Consider the following 17,542-nt stretch of genomic DNA (forward strand, 5'->3'; position numbering starts at 1 on the left):
TCATAATGGCAGACGATTTTCCGCGCGACCGCGCCCATATCCACCTTCGCAACAACGGCATTCGGGAAGCCTATCGGCGGCCCAACCAACTTATACATGCACCGCCGCTGCCGGCGCGTGATCGGGCGTCGCATGCTGCGGCCTTGACGCAATCCATCGAACAAGCGGTCGAAAGTGCACGCCAGCAGATTGCGGCGCGTGACCCCCAGCTGTCGGTCGGCACGCCTGGCTTTTATCTCGAGATCGATCTGCCCATGTCCGGACGGGCGGCCCTCGACCAGTTGGCCGATCGTCGCCAGCACATGGAGCTGGTCGCCGTCCATGAGCCAACTCAACCCGGTGCTCCCATCACAGCGTCGGTGTTCCTGCCGCAAAGCGCGCAAGCCTATTATTTGCGGAAAGTCGAGGCGTATCGAGACGTTGACACTGACCGCGGCAGACCGCGCAACGAGCCGCTCGTCTCCCGCATGGAGACAGTCAGGCTGGCGACTGCACGATCGTTGTTTACCGACCACGACGACCTCTTCCCCCAGGCCGCTGACGAGCAGGTGTGGTGGGAAGTCTGGCTGCGCGACGGTCGCCGCGAGAACTTCGAGCACATTGCCGAAGCCCTGAACATCACTTTGCGCACGCATGCGGTCAGGTTTCCGGAGCGGGTGGTCATGCTGGCACTCGCCAGCACGGCAATGCTCGACCGCATGATTGCGCACAGCGATGTCGTCGCCGAGCTGCGGCGCGCGAAGGATACGCCGTCCTTCTTCATGGGCCTTGGCGGCGCGGAGCAAAGGGACTGGAGCGACGAGCTTCTCGGGCGCGTCAGACCGCCTCAACCGATATTGCGGTCTGCATTCTCGACAGCGGCGTGCGTCGCACCCACCCGTTGATCGAACCCGCACTTGCCGTTGAAGACTGGCACACCGTCAAACCGGCATGGGGCAGCGACGACACACCTGCGTGGAGCGGCCACGGGACGCGAATGGCAGGTGTCGGCCTGTACGGTGATCTGGTCCCGCTCCTGGTCGGAGGCGATCCAGTTCCATTGCCCTTTCGGCTGGAGAGTGTTCGTATCCTTCCGCCAGAAGACGAGGCAAACGATCCAGAACTCTATGGCGCGATCACCGCGGAAGCGATCGCCCGCGCCGAGGTGCAGGCGCCGGAGCGCCGCCGCGCGATCGCAATGGCTGTGACAAGCGCCAGTCCGGCGCGTGGAAGGCCCACATCGTGGTCTGCCGCTATCGACCAACTCTGTTTCGAAGAGGAACAGCGACGCTTGATCGTTCTCTCTGCCGGCAACATCGGCGATGACCTCATGCCGGCCGAGCATTTGACGCGCAACGATCTGGAAGCAGTCGATGATCCTTCTCAGGCCTGGAATGCGCTGACGGTCGGCGCTTTCACAGAAAAGGTCGATATCATTGACACCGACTTTGCGGGCTACGCTCCGATCGCGCCGGTCGGCGAGCTCTCGCCGCGCAGTCGCACTTCGGTCGTTTGGGACAGGCAGTGGCCGGTGAAGCCCGAGGTCGTCTTCGAAGGCGGCAATCTCGCCCATGACGGTGTGTTGCCTGGCGAGCCGATCGACGATCTGCAGATATTGACCACTTTCTATCGACCCGAACTGCGCCACTTCACCACCCTCGGAGATACGAGCGCGGCAACGGCCCATGCCGCACGGATGGCGGGACTAATTCTATCAGCGCGCCCCGAGCTGTGGCCTGAAACGGTTCGCGCCCTGATCGTCCACTCGGCCGAATGGACTCCGGCGATGCGCGCACGCATCGATGCGTGCAACGGAGCGAAGGGCGAGATCCAGGCGCTCGTGCGGCGCTATGGTTATGGCGTGCCAGATCTTGGGCGCGCGCTTCTGTCAACGGTGAACGACCTCACGCTTATCGTTGAAGATGAGCTTCAGCCTTTCCAGCGCGAGGGCGGCGCGGCTGCCAAAACGCGTGACATGAAGCTGCATCGCCTGCCTTGGCCGAAGGAGCAGCTCGCGGCGCTCGGCGCTGCCCAGGTCGAGCTCCGCGTCACGCTGTCCTATTTCATCGAACCCAACCCCGGTGAACGCGGATGGACCCGCCGGCATCGTTACGCGTCCCATGGTCTTCGGTTCAGAGTAAAGTCAGCGACCGAGACAGTCGACGAATTCCGAGCCCGCATCAATCAGGCCGCTCGGGACGAGGAGGAAGGGGCGCCTGCTGGAGGCGGAGAAGAGTGGCTGCTCGGCACCTTCCGCGATCGCGGCTCGTTGCACGCCGATTTCTGGTCGGGCAGCGCCGCCGATCTCGCCGAGCGTGACGCGATCGGCGTGTTCCCGGTCGGGGGCTGGTGGAAGGAGAAGCCTTACCTGGAACGCGTCGACGCTCTGGCTCGGTACGCCCTGATTGTGACGATTCGGGCGCCTGGGGTCGATGTTGACATCTTCACACCCGTCGAAGCAGCCCTGACTGTCGAGACGTCGGTCGAGACCTGATGCAGCACTGTCCAAACCGGCCAACAACGGAGGTTTGACCAGCCTCTGGTGCCATGGCGGCTGGTGCTGGATCATCACGTCGGCAAGGAGGTGTCAGGGATCATGCGCGGAGGACGATAGGCGGGCAAAGGAGCGGGCCAAGCGTGTCATAATGGCGCCCATGGTCACGCCCACAAGCCGCGCCCCCTGCGTCCACGGAGAGGTGCGCGTCTGCTTAGGCGGCCGAGACATCGCTTACCTGATCAACGGGCTCGCCGTATTTGCGCCTGTAAGCGGCAATGAAATCGTCGTCGCTACAGATGCAGCGGCCGCTGGAGTCCTTGGCCTTCGGATCGTGCAAGTGAGAGCCAAGGGGGCGCAGAAGATTCACCCGAGTGCTCGTCGTCGGGCTCATGGGAAACCCCGCACTATGTTTGACCAAATCCGCGGCAAGCATAATCCCGGCAAGCACCGACTGAAAGGCCATCGGAACGACAGTTCGAACGCGGCGACTTCCTTCGCTAAGCTGGAACACCAGACCGCCGCAGATAGCCTGCTGATAAAAGGAGCGCAGGGGCTGGCCGACAAACGGGGCTAGCGGTTCAAACGGCACAGCCATCGCTGTAGCCACGCGAACTACAAAGTCGTTGGGAACTCCGGCATTGGTCTGCAGGAGCGTTTTCACCTGCTCGTGTGCTTCCGGTATTCCGAGTTCCTCGGCAATCAGCTGGTGCTCGTCCTTGGATTTTCCGGATGGCAGGTACATGCAACAAAGGCAAGCCTGGCCGTCATCGAAACCATGCCGGGAGATACCGAGATCGTGCTCCTGCGTCCAAGCGTTTGCGATCCATCGCGGCAGTGCACCTTGGACAGCCAGACGGTCGGCGGCGGTGTCAAGCGCCACACCCACTTGGTCGAAGACCCAATTGCCCCGGCGCGCAACATATTCTGCCCACGTCAGAGGGTGCGCCTCGACCTCAAGGGCAGTCGATCTAAGGGCGGTGGCTGCAAGAACCGCCTTGGACATACCAATCTCCGCCTGGCCGGCCAATGCGTAGCGCTGCAGGTTTGAGAGTTCGATCGCTTCGTGATCGATTACATGCAGACGACCCTTGAGATCGGGTTGTCTCGCTAGCGCCCAAAGCGAGCCATGGCCTATCGCACCGAGCCCAACGAGGTGGGTTTCGCCAAGGTCGACTGGAAAGTCGATCGGGCCAGCCTCCCCGGCTTTGGTCTTGTCGTAGCTGCATAGCGAGAGGTCGATGGTTTCGTCCAACTCGGCGCCGGTCAACTGGGCGGCGAAGATAGTTCGAAAGACGTTGGCGGCGCCGAAGCAACTGGCGGCGCCAGCTCCATAAGGCAGCAGACTTGGGCCAGAGCCCACCGGGTCCGTACGCGACAGCTTTGCCGCCCAACCGTCCGATCCCACGAAAAAGATCGGGCACCGGAGTGATGGGCGCGTTACCCCTGCAACGACGCAGACGGTGGCAGACTTGCCGGAACGCCGGATGCCGACTTTTGGATTGATCGACTTTGCCAAGCGCTCCAGCGCTTGGGCTTGAGAGCTCGCCGCGCTGTCCAGCGGGAGTATCGCCAGAACCGGGTAGAGCCTAGCGAGCAATCTCACCGCAAGATCTAATGTCGCCTGGCCTTCGGCGCAGGAAGCGGCCTGATGGTCGAAGGCGACTGCCACGACCTGCTTTTCAAGAGCTGCTTTGAAGTCTCCCAGATGAAAATCGGCCAGGACCTGAGATGCCGCCGTGGCGGCGCGATCGATGAAGTTAGCGAATGCCATTGTTCAACTCGATATCATGATCATTCGCGACAGTGCCGCGGGAGGGAGCGCATTCCATTTGGCCTTTTCGTCAAGCCGATAGGCGGCGACCCGAGCAAAATCGAAAGGCTCGCGGGCGAAATTCGGCACCACCAGCGACAGACACCCAACCGTGGTAGCAACCGCATAAGCGTCGTCCGTCGTCGAATGGTAGGCGCGGCCCGGATGGCTGTGAATCTGGGCCAAGAGTTTCAGGCCGCTTTTGTAGAGCCAGACATTGAGCCGGTGCAGTTCTTCGGCCGCAACGATCACGCAAACGCCATCGTTTGTTCGAATGTGACGCTGCGCCGGGATAACCGTCTCTGTTACGGCAAAGTGCCGGTCTTCCTGAACGCCGACCCAAAGTGCCATCCCCTCATTGCCCTCGCGACCAACTGAGCGCAGATGCCCATGCGTGGTCGAGATGCAGCCGCGCGGGAGAGTCACGATCGTTACATCTCTCAAACCAGTCATTCTTGTATCGCCTGAGGGGATACCACCATTCCTACGATTGTCGGTTGGAGTTGAATCTGCAACTGCTCTATAGGAACGATTCCGTACTTGATGATCTTGTCCAGGATGAAGGCCAAACAGCCTTCGCCAGAACCCCGATGAAGTAGCCATGGATCACCTGAATGGGCTGGATTGTCGTGGTATTCCCGGACGCCCGCCATGCACAGGAATGGTTCGTCCTCGGGACTGTTGGCCTGGATGAAGTCCGTCAGCGGCACGGCGTTCTGCTGGATGAGAGCTCCTATCATCTCCGGCGGCGTTCCGGGCAGCGGCGGACGTCTAAGCATTTTCAGGTATAGATCTTTCCGGGCAATCGGATCACGCGTAAACGGATCGACGAAGACCACGGACGGTGGTCTTAAGTCGTAGTCGGTGAAGTCGACCTCGCTCGCTGCGCTGACCACCCGTGGCTTTAACTTGGGGCTGGCGAAAATGAAGAAAGCGCGCGGAAAAGTCGCCTCGATCAAGAAGCAGCCCTGAGCCCGATAGACATCAGCATATGGCCGGAACCGGCCGATCTCCCGATCAAACTTCGCTCGGGAGACCTCCGGATCCACACTTTGGGGTTTAGGCACCTGCGACGCCCGCCTTCAGGCTGAGGAACAGGGTCACAGTATTCGGGAAACCGAAATCGCCAAGCTTCTTGTCGACGTCGAGCAAGTTGCCGGCCTCATCCTTGAATTCCCAATTCTCGGCTGGTTGGGCGACATTCTGCGTGTTCTCAAGGGCTTTGGTACGAATGACGTGAAGCGGCTGGTTGGGATTGGCTTCGACCTGCGTGGGCTGGCCGTTCACCACCACCGTGATCTCGATCTTGCCCGGTCCGCCGCCGTGATTATCGCCCTTACCCGAATCCTTCGACATTGTCCTACTCCTGTGGCTTGCCAACCGCCCCACGCCCTGGCACCCACCTGCGAGTGAGACCGGCGGTCTTCAATCGTTCACCCGGCGCCACGGCCGCGAGTACGCGAAAGACAGGGGATAAGCTACCGAATCGGTGCTTGCCTTCTTTTATGGGTGACTTGAGCCGCAAGTAAATGGTCTCAAATTGCTCCTCACAACTATAATCGATTAGAGCAATGCGAAAATATTGGCGACACGCCTATTCATCTGCTCTCTCACTCGCCTGCTCCGTGCTCGGCAAGGGGAGCTTTGATCTGCGTCACGCGTCCCCAAGCAGCTGATTGCGCCGGCAGCGCCATAGGAACCGTCGTTCAGAGTCTTCACCACTCAAGCACCCGCATGGATGCATGCCGACGCTCGTCTCCACAAAACAGCGCAAGTGGTGCCTTGTTGGATAAGGTCGCCTCGTACCTGGTGCAGCATCTCTCGGAACGCATGCCGCTGCGAGACCAGGCCTCATCATCGCGTCACATAGGAGCTGAAGCTTTCCGGATCGGGTATCCAATCGGCATCCAGTTGCTCGGCGATATGGTTGAATTCTGCCCTCAGGACAAGAGTGAGTAGAGCAGCCCCGCTACGAAAATCCCATCCTGGTTCGTTTGACGCATCGACTATTCAGATTGATTGGCGTGATACCCGGCGCGGCCGCAACACGCGAGGCCGTCAACCGCTGAGCAGAAAACCAGCCTTCGCCTTCCGCGGCGGCGGACCTCGTCAGCCTCTCGAAAGCTTGCCTGAGTAGGTTGCTCATGTGATCTGTGGAAGTGAGGATAGCGTGCACCCGTACAAACTAGACATTCATCGTGGCAGCTTGGCTGCAGGTGCAGCACGCCGTACCGCACGAGCAAGCGGACAGGCCGGCCAAGCCGGTTTTGAGCAGCACTTGGGCGAACTGCAGGCGGCGGACGAGTTGATGGGTGCGCCAGGCGAGGAGGTCCTCGTCAATGGCTCGCATGGTAAAGGTGAGTTGAGACCAACGAAGAGGCAGAGGATCCAAAGCAATCTGCAGCATGCTGTCACTGAGCGGCAACCAGGTGAGGTTGGCAACTCAGGCGCTCGCGTGATGATGCAACTCCCCACCCATCAGGTGGGTACATCGGAACGGGAGGCGCAACTTGTGATGCAGGGGGACGAGCACGAATACACCCCAGCACCGCATCTCGACGGGTCGATGCCCTCGACAGTGCAGCCGGATCGTCCAATTGTGGTCCCCGACGGTGCCGACAAGCGTCCTGTTTATTCCAACGATGCCACCGCCATCGAAGGGCTGAAGTCAGCACTCCTTGCGGGTAAAGCCAGGCCGGACACGGTCACTCGCAGCACAAATTCTCTTTTCGGCTTTAGTCGTTGGCTCTTTCAAAACAACAAGCCAGGGCTTGCTGCTCGGCTTTACCATCCGTCGCTGAGCCAGGATCTCGAGGAGTACGAGAGTAGGGGTGGTTCCTCCACCGTGGCTGGCGCACTGCGTCAATTGATGAAGTCGATGGGCGGAGCCGGCCCGATTGTGGGTCGCGCTGTCCTGAACCCCCATCCTGACGACGCCGCGCTCACCAGACATTTCAGATCCGCGAGCGGCTACGCAACTGCTCTTAACCATTTCAGTCATTACCTACGTCAAAATGACAAGCTCGGAATTGCGGGTCGCATTTACGATAAATCGCTGGATAAAGATGTTGAGAGCTACAAGGCCGCCTCCTCTAATGGTGGAGCTCCGATCGAATCTGCGCTGGTTTATCTCCGCAAGAACCCGCCGCGCGTTATACTCGGGAATCATCTGGAAAACGCGGTCAGCATGGAGGCTCGTCCCCGTGGCGACGCTGCTCAGCATACCGCACCACAGCAGGGATTCGATTGGCCAGAGGAGCTCCTGCCGGTAGGTTATAAGGAGGGCACCGATCTACCATTGTCTCTCGCCCCAACCGCGCACCAACACCAAGCGCCCGACTTTGGAGAGGCCGTCCCTCACTTGAACTGGCGCCACGGCGACCAGGGCGCCCCGGAGGAGCTGGTAGCTGCACGGGACAGGAGCAGCCCGCTGCCAAGCGAGGCGGTGCCACATAAATCTGGACGGGGACTCGCTACGCAGCCCAGATTGTGGGCGGAGAAATCCGCCTCGCCAGAGCTCTTTCGACGGCGGGCGGAGCAGGCTCTGCCGGCGTCCGCCAGAGGTGTGGAGACATCCTCCGCGGTTGATGAAGCCGCGCAGGCCGCTCGCCAAGCTTTGGCTTGGTTGCAGCAGGAGATGGAGGGGATCGAACCGATGCAGGATCCTCATAAGGTGGCTACACCGGAATGTGAGGCGCAGCTCGTCAGGCAGAGGGATGAGCACGAATCCACCCCAGCACCGCATCCCGGAGGTGGTGGGTCGATGCCCTCGACAGTGCAGCCGGATCGTCCAATTGTAGTCCCCGACGGTGCCGACAAGCGTCCTGTCTATTCCAACGATGCGACCGCTATCGAAGGGCTGAGGGCAGCATTCCACGCGGGTAAGGCCAAAGCGAACACGGTCACTTACAATGTAAATTCTCTTTTCGGCTTTAGTCGGTGGCTCCTTCAAAACAACAAGCCAGGGTTTGCTGCTCGGCTTTACCATTCGTCGCTGGATCAGGATCTCAAGGAGTACGAGAGTACGGGTGGTTCCTCCACCGTGGCTGGCGCACTGCGTTACCTCAAGAAGTCGACAGGCGGAGCCCAGATTATGGCTCGCCCTGTCGTGATCCCCTATCCTGACGATGCCGAGCTCATTAGAAATTACAGAGCCGCTTCGACCAAGGAGTACCTGGCAGCGCCTGCGACCGGACGGAATCCAGATACCGTGGGCGGCTATACAAATTTTCTTAGACATTTTAGTCAGTACCTGCGTCAAAATAACAAGCTTGGGATTGCGGCTCGGATTCACGACAAATCGCTGGATAAAGATGTTGAGAGCTTCAAGGCTGTCTCCTATGGTAATAGGCTAAGTATCAGTTCTGCATTGGCTCACCTCCGGGATATCCTGCCGCGCATTGTGCTCGGGCGCGAAACTGTCCTTTCTGCTCATCCGGCAGACGCAGTCACCAGGCGCGTTGGGGCCGCTGCTGAAGCTGGGCCAGCGGCACCGGCAAGAGCTCCCCAACCCGCCTCGCCAGCAACCGCTAGGCTGCCAGGCACCTACCGCGGCCTTCCACTGGTTGATGTGACCACACTGACTACCAGTTCCTCTGGGGCTCAGATCGGGGCGCTCGATCCGACAGCCCCGTCCAACGTTGCAACGGGGCGGGTGCTCGGCGCCGCCGAATGGCTGAGCGACGCCCATATCCAGAGAGATTACAATTTGCTGGAGGGGCAACTGCAGGGGATCAATCCGGCGCTCGCTGCCCGGACTCGGCTGGTGGATCCTTCCGTATCCCATCTACTGCGACACACGTCGCCGCAAGACGCTCGAGGCATATTGCAGTCCATCTATAATCAAAACAACGCCACAGCCGACTTCCTGTTCTTGCCAGTGAATAATGGCACGGCTACTAGCCCCGGCACCCATTGGTCGCTGCTGCTCGTTGATCGCCGCGACCCGGAAAGGCGGTTCGCCTATCACTACGACTCCCTCCAGCGAGAGGGATATAACGACGTGCCTGCAAAACAGCTCGCAGGACTGCTGAATGCCACCTTGGCGCCAGCCCCCATGGCCAGACAGACGAACCATTATGATTGCGGCGTATTTGTCCTGGAGGGCACGTGGGCGCTGGTTGAACGATTGGTGAAAGGGCAGCGGCCAGACCACGAGCCGCTGCCCCTCGACAACCTCGTTGCCGATCGGCAGGCGCTGCAAGACCGGCTAAGGAGGCGCTTGCCGCACGAGGAAGAGCCGCGGCAGCTGCTGGAGGATGAACCCGCCTCCCCACCGATGATGGCATTCGAGCCAGGGGAACTGCGGCAACTGTTGGAAGACGAGCCTGCCTCCCCACCAATGATGGCGTTCGAGCCAGGGGAACTGCGGCAACTGTTGGAGGACGAACCTGCCTCCCCACCAATGATGGCGTTCGAGCCAGGGGAACTGCGGCAACTGTTGGAGGACGAGCCTGCCTCCCCACCAATGATGGCGTTCCAGCCAGGGGAACTGCGGCAGCTGTTGGAGGATGAACCCGCTTCCCCACCGATGATGGCGTTCGAGCCAGGGGAACTGCGGCAACTGTTGGAGGATGAACCCGCTTCCCCACCGATGATGGCGTTCGAGCCAGGGGAACTGCGGCAACTGTTGGAAGACGAGCCTGCCTCCACTTGGGCACAAATCAATTCGACCCCACATGCGCGAGCGGACGGTGTTCATCAGCCAGCCCAGGCGCCGTGGCTCCCTGAACGCAGAAGATAACTTTGCGGAGGAGCGGTCACGCAACTGTCGGCGGCGCCGGGCCTCAGGGTGAATGGAAAGGATGGAGTGGCGGATGGTGTCGCGTGAAGGCGCAACACGCGTGCTGACCGACCTGATACGTAGGAAGTCGTTCATTGCTCCCAAATCGTATGTGAGGAACATTCCTGTCCCGGCTGCGCCGCGCGATGCTAGGTCGCGTTGTTCAGCGGGCCAAGCCGATGACACCTACGAAGCTACTGATCGGGCAGATCGCCGTTGTGTGCGCAATTGTCATTATCGGCGTATGGACGGCAACCCAATGGTGCGCTCAAATGCTGACCTACCAGACGCCTCTCGGCGCACCATGGTTTCTCTTCGCCGGCTGGCCAATCTACAAGCCGTGGAAGCTGTTTGAATGGTGGTTCCACTTCGATGCTTATGCGCCGGAGGTCTTCGACAAAGCCGGTACGCTTGCAGGCGCCAGCGGATTCCTGGGCTGTGCCGCCGCAATCGCTGGCTCGCTTTTGCGCGCGCGACAGCGCGGGTCGGTTACGACCTATGGGTCTTCACGGTGGGCCACGACTCATGAGGTCGAGACGGCAGGGTTGTTACGGCCGGCGGGCGTTTTCCTCGGTAGGCTGAACGATCGCTATCTGCGCCATGACGGCCCGGAGCACGTCATGGCATTTGCGCCGACGCGTTCGGGCAAGGGCGTGGGGCTGGTTGTTCCAACGCTACTTTCCTGGACCGGGTCTGCCATCATTCATGATATAAAAGGCGAAAATTGGCAGTTGACCTCCGGCTGGCGGTCGAAATTCTCGTACTGCCTTCTGTTCAATCCGACCGACCCGAGATCGGCACGCTACAACCCGCTGCTGGAGGTACGCAAAGGCCCAGATGAGATCCGAGACGTTCAAAACATCGCCGACATCCTCGTCGATCCCGAGGGCGCGCTGGAGCGACGGAACCACTGGGAGAAGACCAGCCATTCACTCCTAGTTGGCGCCATTTTGCACGTGCTCTACGCTGAAGAGGAAAAGACGCTGGCCCGCGTCGCCACCTTCCTGTCGGACCCGCAACGCTCGTTTGCCGCAACGCTACAGCGGATGATGACGACAAACCATCTCGGGACGGGGCATAACCCTCAGGTCCATCCCGTAGTGGCCTCGGCGGCTCGCGAACTCCTGAACAAGTCGGAGAACGAGCGCTCAGGCGTCCTCTCGACCGCCATGTCCTTTCTCGGGCTTTATCGTGATCCAACGGTCGCGACGGCCACTTCGTCCTGCGACTGGCGCATCGCTGACCTAGTGGATGGAGAGCGACCGCTGTCGCTCTATCTGGTCGTGCCGCCTTCGGATATCTCGCGCACCAAGCCTTTGGTGCGACTGATCTTGAACCAGATCGGCAGGCGGTTGACGGAGCGCCTGGAGGGGGACCCGAAGAAGAGCCGTAAGCATCAACTGCTCATGATGCTGGACGAGTTTCCGGCGCTCGGTCGCCTCGACTTCTTCGAGACGGCGCTCGCCTTCATGGCAGGTTATGGCATTCGCTCCTATCTGATCGCACAATCTTTGAACCAGGTTTCAAAGGCCTATGGCGAGAACAATGCTATTCTCGACAATTGCCACGTGCGAATTGCCTTTTCCTCCAATGACGAACGCACGGCCAAGCGCATCTCGGATGCCCTCGGCACCGCAACCGAACTTAGGTCGATGCGCAACTATGCGGGCCATCGGCTTGCGCCCTGGCTTTCGCATGTCATGGTGAGCCGCCAGGAAACCGCGCGCCCGCTCCTGACGCCAGGCGAGGTGATGCAATTGCCGCCGTCAGACGAATTGGTCCTGGTTTCTGGGTTGCCGCCGATCCGCGCCAAGAAGCTGCGCTATTATCAGGATCAGAATTTCACAGACCGGGTGCTGCCTGCGCCGGTGCTGCGCGACGGTCCCTATGCGGACTGCCCTGCATCACGCCCGGACGGCTGGACTGGACAAGTGTGCAGCGTCGATAGCCGACTTGCTGCGGACGACGAAAGCGCCGACGCGCCAGTTGAAGACGAGGGAGGCGTTCAGCAGCAACGCCATCCAAGCCTGCCCGTAGAAGACGTTGTTGTCTCTCAAGAGCCCGATCAGGCCGATCTGTTGAAGCCCGCAGACGATGACAGCGAAGCGCTCGCGGACAAGCGTGTCATGGATCGGATTTCCACTGCGGCCCGCGCCTACGGTATCAACGAGGGCAGGGGCGACGACAAAGATGTCATTCCCGGCTTCTGAAGTCCGCTGAGTTGCAGAGCGCATCTCAGCGTAGATAACGGCCATAAGCAATTTTGAGCGTCTGGCCGATCCTTCTCCCGTCGCCGGCGCAACGCCGGGCCGTCGGAACGAGCCGCATGAAGCCCCACCGCATTCGCCATCAGTTTCTGCTTGAGCCGGAGCTCAGCGAGAAACTGGACAACCTCAGTCGCGATCCGTCAACGACCAAATCAGCGATCGTGGCGAAGGCGGTCGAGGCGTTCATCGAGCGGCGTGGCGAGAACGAGTTCGATCGGCGCTACGGCGTAAGGCTTGACCGGCTCTCCCGCGACCTTGCCCACGTCAGGCGCGATGCCGAGGTGATCCTGGAGAGTCTGGCGCTCTTCATCCGCTTTTCGATCACGCTTCATGCCCACACGCCTGTGCCGGACAGGGCGACCCAGGCGATTGCCCAGGAGCGTTTTGACAAATTCGTTGAGCAGGTCGGCCGCCAGATCGCTTCCGGCAAAAGGTCGCTTAGCAAAGACAATGGTGGGGGAGGGGAAGGATGAGCTCTCATCCCGAGGCCGACCACCGGCGGCGTGTCATGCTGCGCACCGCCCTGGGTCCGGCAATCACCGAAGCCCTTGCCGATCCGTCCGTCATCGAGGTGATGGTCAATCCCGACGGTGCGCTGCGGCTCGACCGGCTGGGCGAGGGCCGAGTCAATACGGGCGTGCATCTGCACCCGTCCGAGGCGGAACGCATCATCCGCCTGGTCGCCTCCCATGTGCGGGTCGAGGCGCACGCGGACAATCCGATTGTCAGTGCCGAACTGCCGTCGGGCGAGCGCTTCGAGGGTCTGCTGCCGCCGGTCGTGCTCGCGCCATGCTTTGCCATCCGTAAACCAGCGGCAAAGCTCTACACGCTGGCCGACTATGTCGCGGACCGGATCATGCTGCCGCTGCAGGTCGATGTGCTCAAGAGGGCAGTCCGCGAGCGGCGCAACATCCTGGTCGCCGGCGGCACGTCTTCGGGCAAGACAACCCTTGCCAATGCGCTGCTGGCGGAGGTCGCAGAATGCGACGAGCGGGTGATCCTCATCGAGGACACGCGCGAACTGCAGTGCGCGGCCAGGGACTGCGTTGCCCTGAGAACGAGGCGGGGCTCGGTCACCCTTGCCGATCTCGTGCGCTCAACGCTGCGGCTCAGGCCCGACCGCATCATCGTCGGCGAAGTAAGAGGTGCGGAAGCACTCGACATGCTGAAGGCATGGAACACCGGGCACCCCGGCGGCATCGCCACGGTTCACGCCAATTCGGCGCGCTCCGCACTCTACCGTATCGAGCAGCTCGCACAGGAAGCAGTCGTCACCGTTCCCCGCCGCCTCATCGCCGATGCCGTCGACCTGCTCGTCTTCATCGCCGGCCGCGGCTCGTCGCGCCACATCGACGCAATCGCCGAGGTCACCGGTCTCGACGGCAGCGGCGATTACGCCGTTGCCCCGCTCACGCTTTCGCAACTCCAGCAGCTTTGAAAGGCCTTCCTCATGCGCAAGAAGCTTCGCTTTCTTTCGTCCACAGCGCTCGCGTTTCTTATCACGGCCCCCGTTTATGCGGCCGGCTCCGGCATGCCGTGGGAGCAGCCGCTGCAGCAGATCCTGGAGTCGGTGCAGGGACCGGTCGCCAAGATCGTTGCGGTGATCATCATTATCACCACCGGCCTGACGCTTGCCTTCGGCGACACCGCCGGTGGTTTTCGGCGCCTGATTCAGATCGTCTTCGGTCTGTCGATCGCCTTCGCGGCATCGAGCTTCTTCCTCTCCTTCTTCTCCTTCGGTGGTGGGGCGCTCGTCTGATGGCCGCCGGGGAGCAGCATATCGAGGGCTTCGCAGTACCGGTCCACCGGGCGCTGACCGAGCCGATCCTGCTCGGCGGGGCTCCGCGCGCGGTGGCGATCCTCAACGGTACAGTGGCCGCGGCCATTGGCTTCGGCTTGCAGCAATGGATTGCTGGTCTGGTGCTTTGGATCGCGGGCCACTCGTTAGCGGTCTTTGCCGCAAGACGCGATCCGGACTTCGCCAGCGTGCTTGTGCGCCACCTTCGTCTGAAGGGGTGGCTTGCATGCTGAACCTTTCGGAATATCGAAGCAAAGCCGACCGGCTTGCCGACCATCTACCCTGGGCTGCCTTGGTGGCGCCCGGCATCGTGCTCAACAAGGACGGCAGCTTTCAGCGGACGTTGCGGTTCCGCGGCCCGGATCTCGAAAGTGCGACGGAGGCTGAACTCGTCGGCATTTGCGGCCGGGCGAACAATGCTCTCAGACGCCTTGGCTCTGGCTGGGCATTGTTCTTTGAGGCCGAGCGCATAGAAGCGCTGGGCTATCCGAACTCGCATTTTCCTGACGCCGCGTCGTGGCTGGTCGACGAAGAACGCCGCGCTGCTTTCGAGGGGAAGGTAGCGCACTACGAGAGCCGCTATCATGTGACCTTAGTGTTTATGCCACCGCCCGACGCCCAGGCGCGCGCGGAAAGCGCGCTCGTCGACTCTCATTATTCCCAAGGAGAAAGAGACTGGCGCCAGGATCTGGCGAGGTTCCGTGACGAGACCAACCGCGTGCTCGATCTCTTCTCGGGCTTCATGCCCGAAGTACGCGTCCTCGATGATGCTCAGACGTTGACCTATCTCCACGGCACGATTTCGCCTCGACGCCATCCTATCATGGTCCCGGAAACGCCGATATATCTGGATGCCATCCTGGTCGATGCGCCGCTTGCCGGTGGCCTGGAGCCGATGCTGGGTGAGCAGCATCTTCGCACACTGACCATCCTCGGCTTTCCGAACCTCACCCGGCCCGGGATTCTCGATGCCCTCAATCATCAGGATTTCGCCTATCGCTGGATGACGCGCTTCATTCCGCTCGAGAAAACGGAAGCCACGAAGACGCTGACGCGGTTGCGCCGGCAGTGGTTTGCCAAGCGCAAATCGATCGTGGCAATCCTACGCGAGGTCATTACCAACGAGCCGGTCCCGCTTGTCGACAGCGATGCCGACAACAAGGCGCTCGATGCCGACGAAGCCCTTCAGGCATTGGGCGGCGATCATGTGAGCTTCGGCTATCTCACCACGACCGTGACGGTGTGGGGCGAGGATCGCCAAGCCGCTGCAGAGAAGCTTCGCGCGGTCGAGCGCATCATCAATGGGATCGGTTTCACCACGATCCGAGAAGGCGTCAATGCGGTCGAGGCTTGGCTCGGCTCATTGCCTGGCCATGTCTACGCTAACGTTCGCCAACCGCTCGTTCATACTTTGAACCTTGCCCATCTCATGCCGCTGTCGTCGGTTTGGGCCGGTCCTGCGACAAACGAGTATCTCGCGAAAGTCACCCAAACCGAAGCGCCACCGCTTCTCGTTGCCGAGACCAGCGGGTCGACACCGTTTCGGCTTTCCACCCACGTCGAAGATGTCGGCCACATGCTGGCTGTTGGTCCGACCGGCGCCGGCAAGTCGGTTCTGCTTGCTCTGATTGCTCTGCAGTTCAGGCGCTATGCCGGCGCCCAGGTTTATGTCTTCGACAAAGGCAATTCGGCCCGTGCTGCAACACTTGCCATGGGTGGAGAACACCACGCGCTAGGAGCGGACGGTTCCCTTGCCTTTCAGCCACTGCGCAGCATCAACGACCAGGCTAGCCGAAGCTGGGCGGCCGAATGGATCGCCAGCCTTATTGCCCACGAGAACGTCACCGTCACGCCGGAGGTGAAGGAGGCTATCTGGTCAGCGCTGGCCAGCCTTGCCACCGCGCCGGCGCAGGAACGCACACTGACCGGCCTTTCGGTCCTGCTTCAATCCAATGCGCTGAAGTCCGCATTGATGCCCTACACGCTCGACGGTCCCTTCGGCCGCCTGCTCGATGCCGATCATGATGGGCTGGCCTTGTCGGATGTGCAGTGTTTCGAGACCGAGGAGCTGATGCACAGCCAAGGCGCTTTGCTGCCGGTGCTTACCTATCTGTTCCAGCGACTTGAGGAACGGTTCGACGGACGGCCCACGCTGATCATGCTCGACGAGGCGTGGGTCTATCTCGACAATCCGCTGTTCGCCGCCCGCATCCGCGAATGGCTGAAGGTGCTGCGAAAGAAGAACGTGTCGGTTGTCTTCGCTACGCAGTCGCTGGCTGATATCGCGGGCTCTGCCATAGCGCCGGCAATCATCGAAAGCTGCCCGCAGCGCATTTTCCTTCCCAATGATCGTGCCGTGGAACCCCAGGCGCGCACAGCCTACGAACGCTTCGGTTTAAGCGAGCGGCAGATCGAATTGATCGCCCGCGCCACGCCGAAGCGTCAGTATTATCTGCAATCGCGCCGCGGCAACCGTCTGTTCGAGCTCGGGCTTGGCCCCATCGCTCTTGCGCTTTGCGGTGCTTCCGATCCGGCCACGCAGACTCTGATCGACAGGATCCTGTCCGAAGACGGGCAAGGCAGCTTTGCCTCGCAGTTCCTGATCGCGCGCGGCCTCGATTGGGCCGGCGAACTTCTCAAGCAATTCCCTCAACCAGACAAGGAGCAATTAGCATGATGCGGCGACGCCTTCTCTCCGGCCTGATCACCGTTTCCCTGATCGCCAAGCCTATGGCCGACTATGTGCAGCCCGCCTACGCCCTTATCGTGTTCGATCCGTCCAATTATGCGCAGAACGTGCTGACGGCCGCGCGCGCCCTGGAGCAGATCAACAACCAGATCCAGTCGCTGCAGAATCAGGCGACCATGCTGCAGAACATGGCGCGCAATCTTCAGCGTCTGGATTTCTCTTCCGTTGGCCAACTCACCGGTTCGCTCCATCGCATCGACGGCTTGATGGACCAGGCGAGTGGCCTCAGCTTTGATCTGGGCAAGCTTCAAGACCAGTGGCGCAGCCAATATCCGGAAAGCTACGACGCCACGATCAAGGTCAGCGATGTGGCGAGTGCTGCGCGCGAGCGTTGGCAAAGCGCCATGCAGGCGTTCCGCCAGACCATGGGGGTCCAGTCGCAAATCGTCGAGAACGTCCGCGCCGACGGCGATCTGCTCGCCGATCTCGTCAACCGCAGCCAAGGGGCGGCCGGTGCGCTTCAGGCAAGCCAGGCCACCAACCAGCTGATAGCGCTTTCGACAAAGCAGCAGATGCAGATCCAGACGCTGCTCGCAACGCAGTTTCGAGCTGAGGCCGAGGATGCCGCCCGCAAGGCCCAGTCAGAGGAAGCCGCCCGCGAGATGACGAAGCGATTCTTGGGTACCGGCTCGGCTTATCCCGGCAATTAATCACGAGTTC

At 61.1% G+C, this 17,542-nt stretch carries 12 protein-coding genes and 1 pseudogene; 9 read left to right on the forward strand and 4 right to left on the reverse strand.

Translation table 11 applies throughout. The features are described from left to right. Nucleotides 1-5 precede the first annotated feature (5 nt). A pseudogene (locus tag EN857_RS14985) lies at nucleotides 6-2,473 on the forward strand (S8 family peptidase). Between the two features lie 214 nt (nucleotides 2,474-2,687). On the opposite strand, the gene EN857_RS14990 reads toward EN857_RS14985, so the two are convergent. The 4 genes from EN857_RS14990 to EN857_RS15005 are packed head-to-tail and all read right to left on the reverse strand — an operon-like array spanning nucleotide 2,688 to nucleotide 5,642. Continuing rightward, the gene (locus tag EN857_RS14990; RefSeq protein ID WP_091595803.1) at nucleotides 2,688-4,247 is read right to left on the reverse strand and encodes an E2 ligase fold family C protein; all 1,560 of its coding nucleotides are present in this window, start codon (nucleotides 4,245-4,247) and stop codon (nucleotides 2,688-2,690) included. A gap of 3 nt (nucleotides 4,248-4,250) precedes the next feature. Further along, nucleotides 4,251-4,739: a Mov34/MPN/PAD-1 family protein gene (locus EN857_RS14995; protein WP_091595801.1), complete on the reverse strand. Its 489-nt coding sequence runs from the start codon at nucleotides 4,737-4,739 to the stop codon at nucleotides 4,251-4,253. Continuing rightward, the gene (locus tag EN857_RS15000; protein ID WP_091595799.1) at nucleotides 4,736-5,353 is read right to left on the reverse strand and encodes a putative metal-binding protein; all 618 of its coding nucleotides are present in this window, start codon (nucleotides 5,351-5,353) and stop codon (nucleotides 4,736-4,738) included. The genes EN857_RS14995 and EN857_RS15000 overlap by 4 nt, the downstream gene beginning before the upstream one ends. Further along, complete coding sequence (locus EN857_RS15005) at nucleotides 5,346-5,642, reverse strand: DUF2604 domain-containing protein (RefSeq protein ID WP_024505654.1); 297 nt, start codon at nucleotides 5,640-5,642, stop codon at nucleotides 5,346-5,348. Before EN857_RS15005 ends, EN857_RS15000 begins: the two co-directional genes overlap by 8 nt. 922 nt (nucleotides 5,643-6,564) lie before the next feature. On the opposite strand from EN857_RS15005, the gene EN857_RS15010 reads away from it, so the two are divergent. The 8 genes from EN857_RS15010 to trbJ all read left to right on the forward strand — a co-directional run bounded on the left by EN857_RS15010 (nucleotide 6,565) and on the right by trbJ (nucleotide 17,532). Continuing rightward, the gene (locus tag EN857_RS15010) at nucleotides 6,565-10,029 is read left to right on the forward strand and encodes a Ulp1 family isopeptidase (RefSeq protein WP_236387764.1); all 3,465 of its coding nucleotides are present in this window, start codon (nucleotides 6,565-6,567) and stop codon (nucleotides 10,027-10,029) included. A 218-nt stretch (nucleotides 10,030-10,247) separates the two neighbouring features. Continuing rightward, complete coding sequence (locus EN857_RS15015) at nucleotides 10,248-12,278, forward strand: conjugal transfer protein TraG (protein WP_091595898.1); 2,031 nt, start codon at nucleotides 10,248-10,250, stop codon at nucleotides 12,276-12,278. A 116-nt stretch (nucleotides 12,279-12,394) separates the two neighbouring features. Further along, entirely contained in the window at nucleotides 12,395-12,808 is a 414-nt protein-coding gene (locus EN857_RS15020; RefSeq protein WP_029354930.1) for a CopG family transcriptional regulator, read from the forward strand. Then, nucleotides 12,805-13,773 carry a P-type conjugative transfer ATPase TrbB gene (gene trbB, locus EN857_RS15025; RefSeq protein ID WP_091595797.1) on the forward strand — a complete coding sequence of 323 codons (969 nt, stop codon included), beginning with the start codon at nucleotides 12,805-12,807 and terminating at the stop codon, nucleotides 13,771-13,773. Before EN857_RS15020 ends, trbB begins: the two co-directional genes overlap by 4 nt. A gap of 12 nt (nucleotides 13,774-13,785) precedes the next feature. Continuing rightward, nucleotides 13,786-14,094: a TrbC/VirB2 family protein gene (locus tag EN857_RS15030; protein WP_024502851.1), complete on the forward strand. Its 309-nt coding sequence runs from the start codon at nucleotides 13,786-13,788 to the stop codon at nucleotides 14,092-14,094. Then, a complete protein-coding gene (locus EN857_RS15035; RefSeq protein ID WP_024502852.1) occupies nucleotides 14,094-14,366 on the forward strand; it encodes a VirB3 family type IV secretion system protein in 273 nt (90 codons plus the stop codon). The genes EN857_RS15030 and EN857_RS15035 overlap by 1 nt, the downstream gene beginning before the upstream one ends. Continuing rightward, complete coding sequence (gene trbE / locus EN857_RS15040; RefSeq protein ID WP_029354937.1) at nucleotides 14,360-16,810, forward strand: conjugal transfer protein TrbE; 2,451 nt, start codon at nucleotides 14,360-14,362, stop codon at nucleotides 16,808-16,810. Before EN857_RS15035 ends, trbE begins: the two co-directional genes overlap by 7 nt. Then, a complete protein-coding gene (gene trbJ, locus EN857_RS15045; RefSeq protein ID WP_091595793.1) occupies nucleotides 16,807-17,532 on the forward strand; it encodes a P-type conjugative transfer protein TrbJ in 726 nt (241 codons plus the stop codon). Before trbE ends, trbJ begins: the two co-directional genes overlap by 4 nt. Nucleotides 17,533-17,542 lie beyond the last annotated feature (10 nt).

The organism is Mesorhizobium sp. M4B.F.Ca.ET.214.01.1.1 (assembly GCF_004791545.1).
GTDB classification, from domain to species: Bacteria; Pseudomonadota; Alphaproteobacteria; order Rhizobiales; family Rhizobiaceae; genus Mesorhizobium; species Mesorhizobium abyssinicae.

Coding starts and splice junctions, on each gene's coding strand:
- EN857_RS15035 (WP_024502852.1), top strand. CDS start 14,094: ATGGCCGCCGGGGAGCAGCATATCGAGGGCTTCGCAGTACCGGTCCAC.
- trbB (WP_091595797.1), top strand. CDS start 12,805: ATGAGCTCTCATCCCGAGGCCGACCACCGGCGGCGTGTCATGCTGCGC.
- trbE (WP_029354937.1), top strand. CDS start 14,360: ATGCTGAACCTTTCGGAATATCGAAGCAAAGCCGACCGGCTTGCCGAC.
- EN857_RS15020 (WP_029354930.1), top strand. CDS start 12,395: ATGAAGCCCCACCGCATTCGCCATCAGTTTCTGCTTGAGCCGGAGCTC.
- EN857_RS15005 (WP_024505654.1), bottom strand. CDS start 5,642: ATGTCGAAGGATTCGGGTAAGGGCGATAATCACGGCGGCGGACCGGGC.
- EN857_RS15015 (WP_091595898.1), top strand. CDS start 10,248: ATGACACCTACGAAGCTACTGATCGGGCAGATCGCCGTTGTGTGCGCA.
- EN857_RS14995 (WP_091595801.1), bottom strand. CDS start 4,739: ATGACTGGTTTGAGAGATGTAACGATCGTGACTCTCCCGCGCGGCTGC.
- EN857_RS15030 (WP_024502851.1), top strand. CDS start 13,786: ATGCGCAAGAAGCTTCGCTTTCTTTCGTCCACAGCGCTCGCGTTTCTT.
- trbJ (WP_091595793.1), top strand. CDS start 16,807: ATGATGCGGCGACGCCTTCTCTCCGGCCTGATCACCGTTTCCCTGATC.
- EN857_RS14990 (WP_091595803.1), bottom strand. CDS start 4,247: ATGGCATTCGCTAACTTCATCGATCGCGCCGCCACGGCGGCATCTCAG.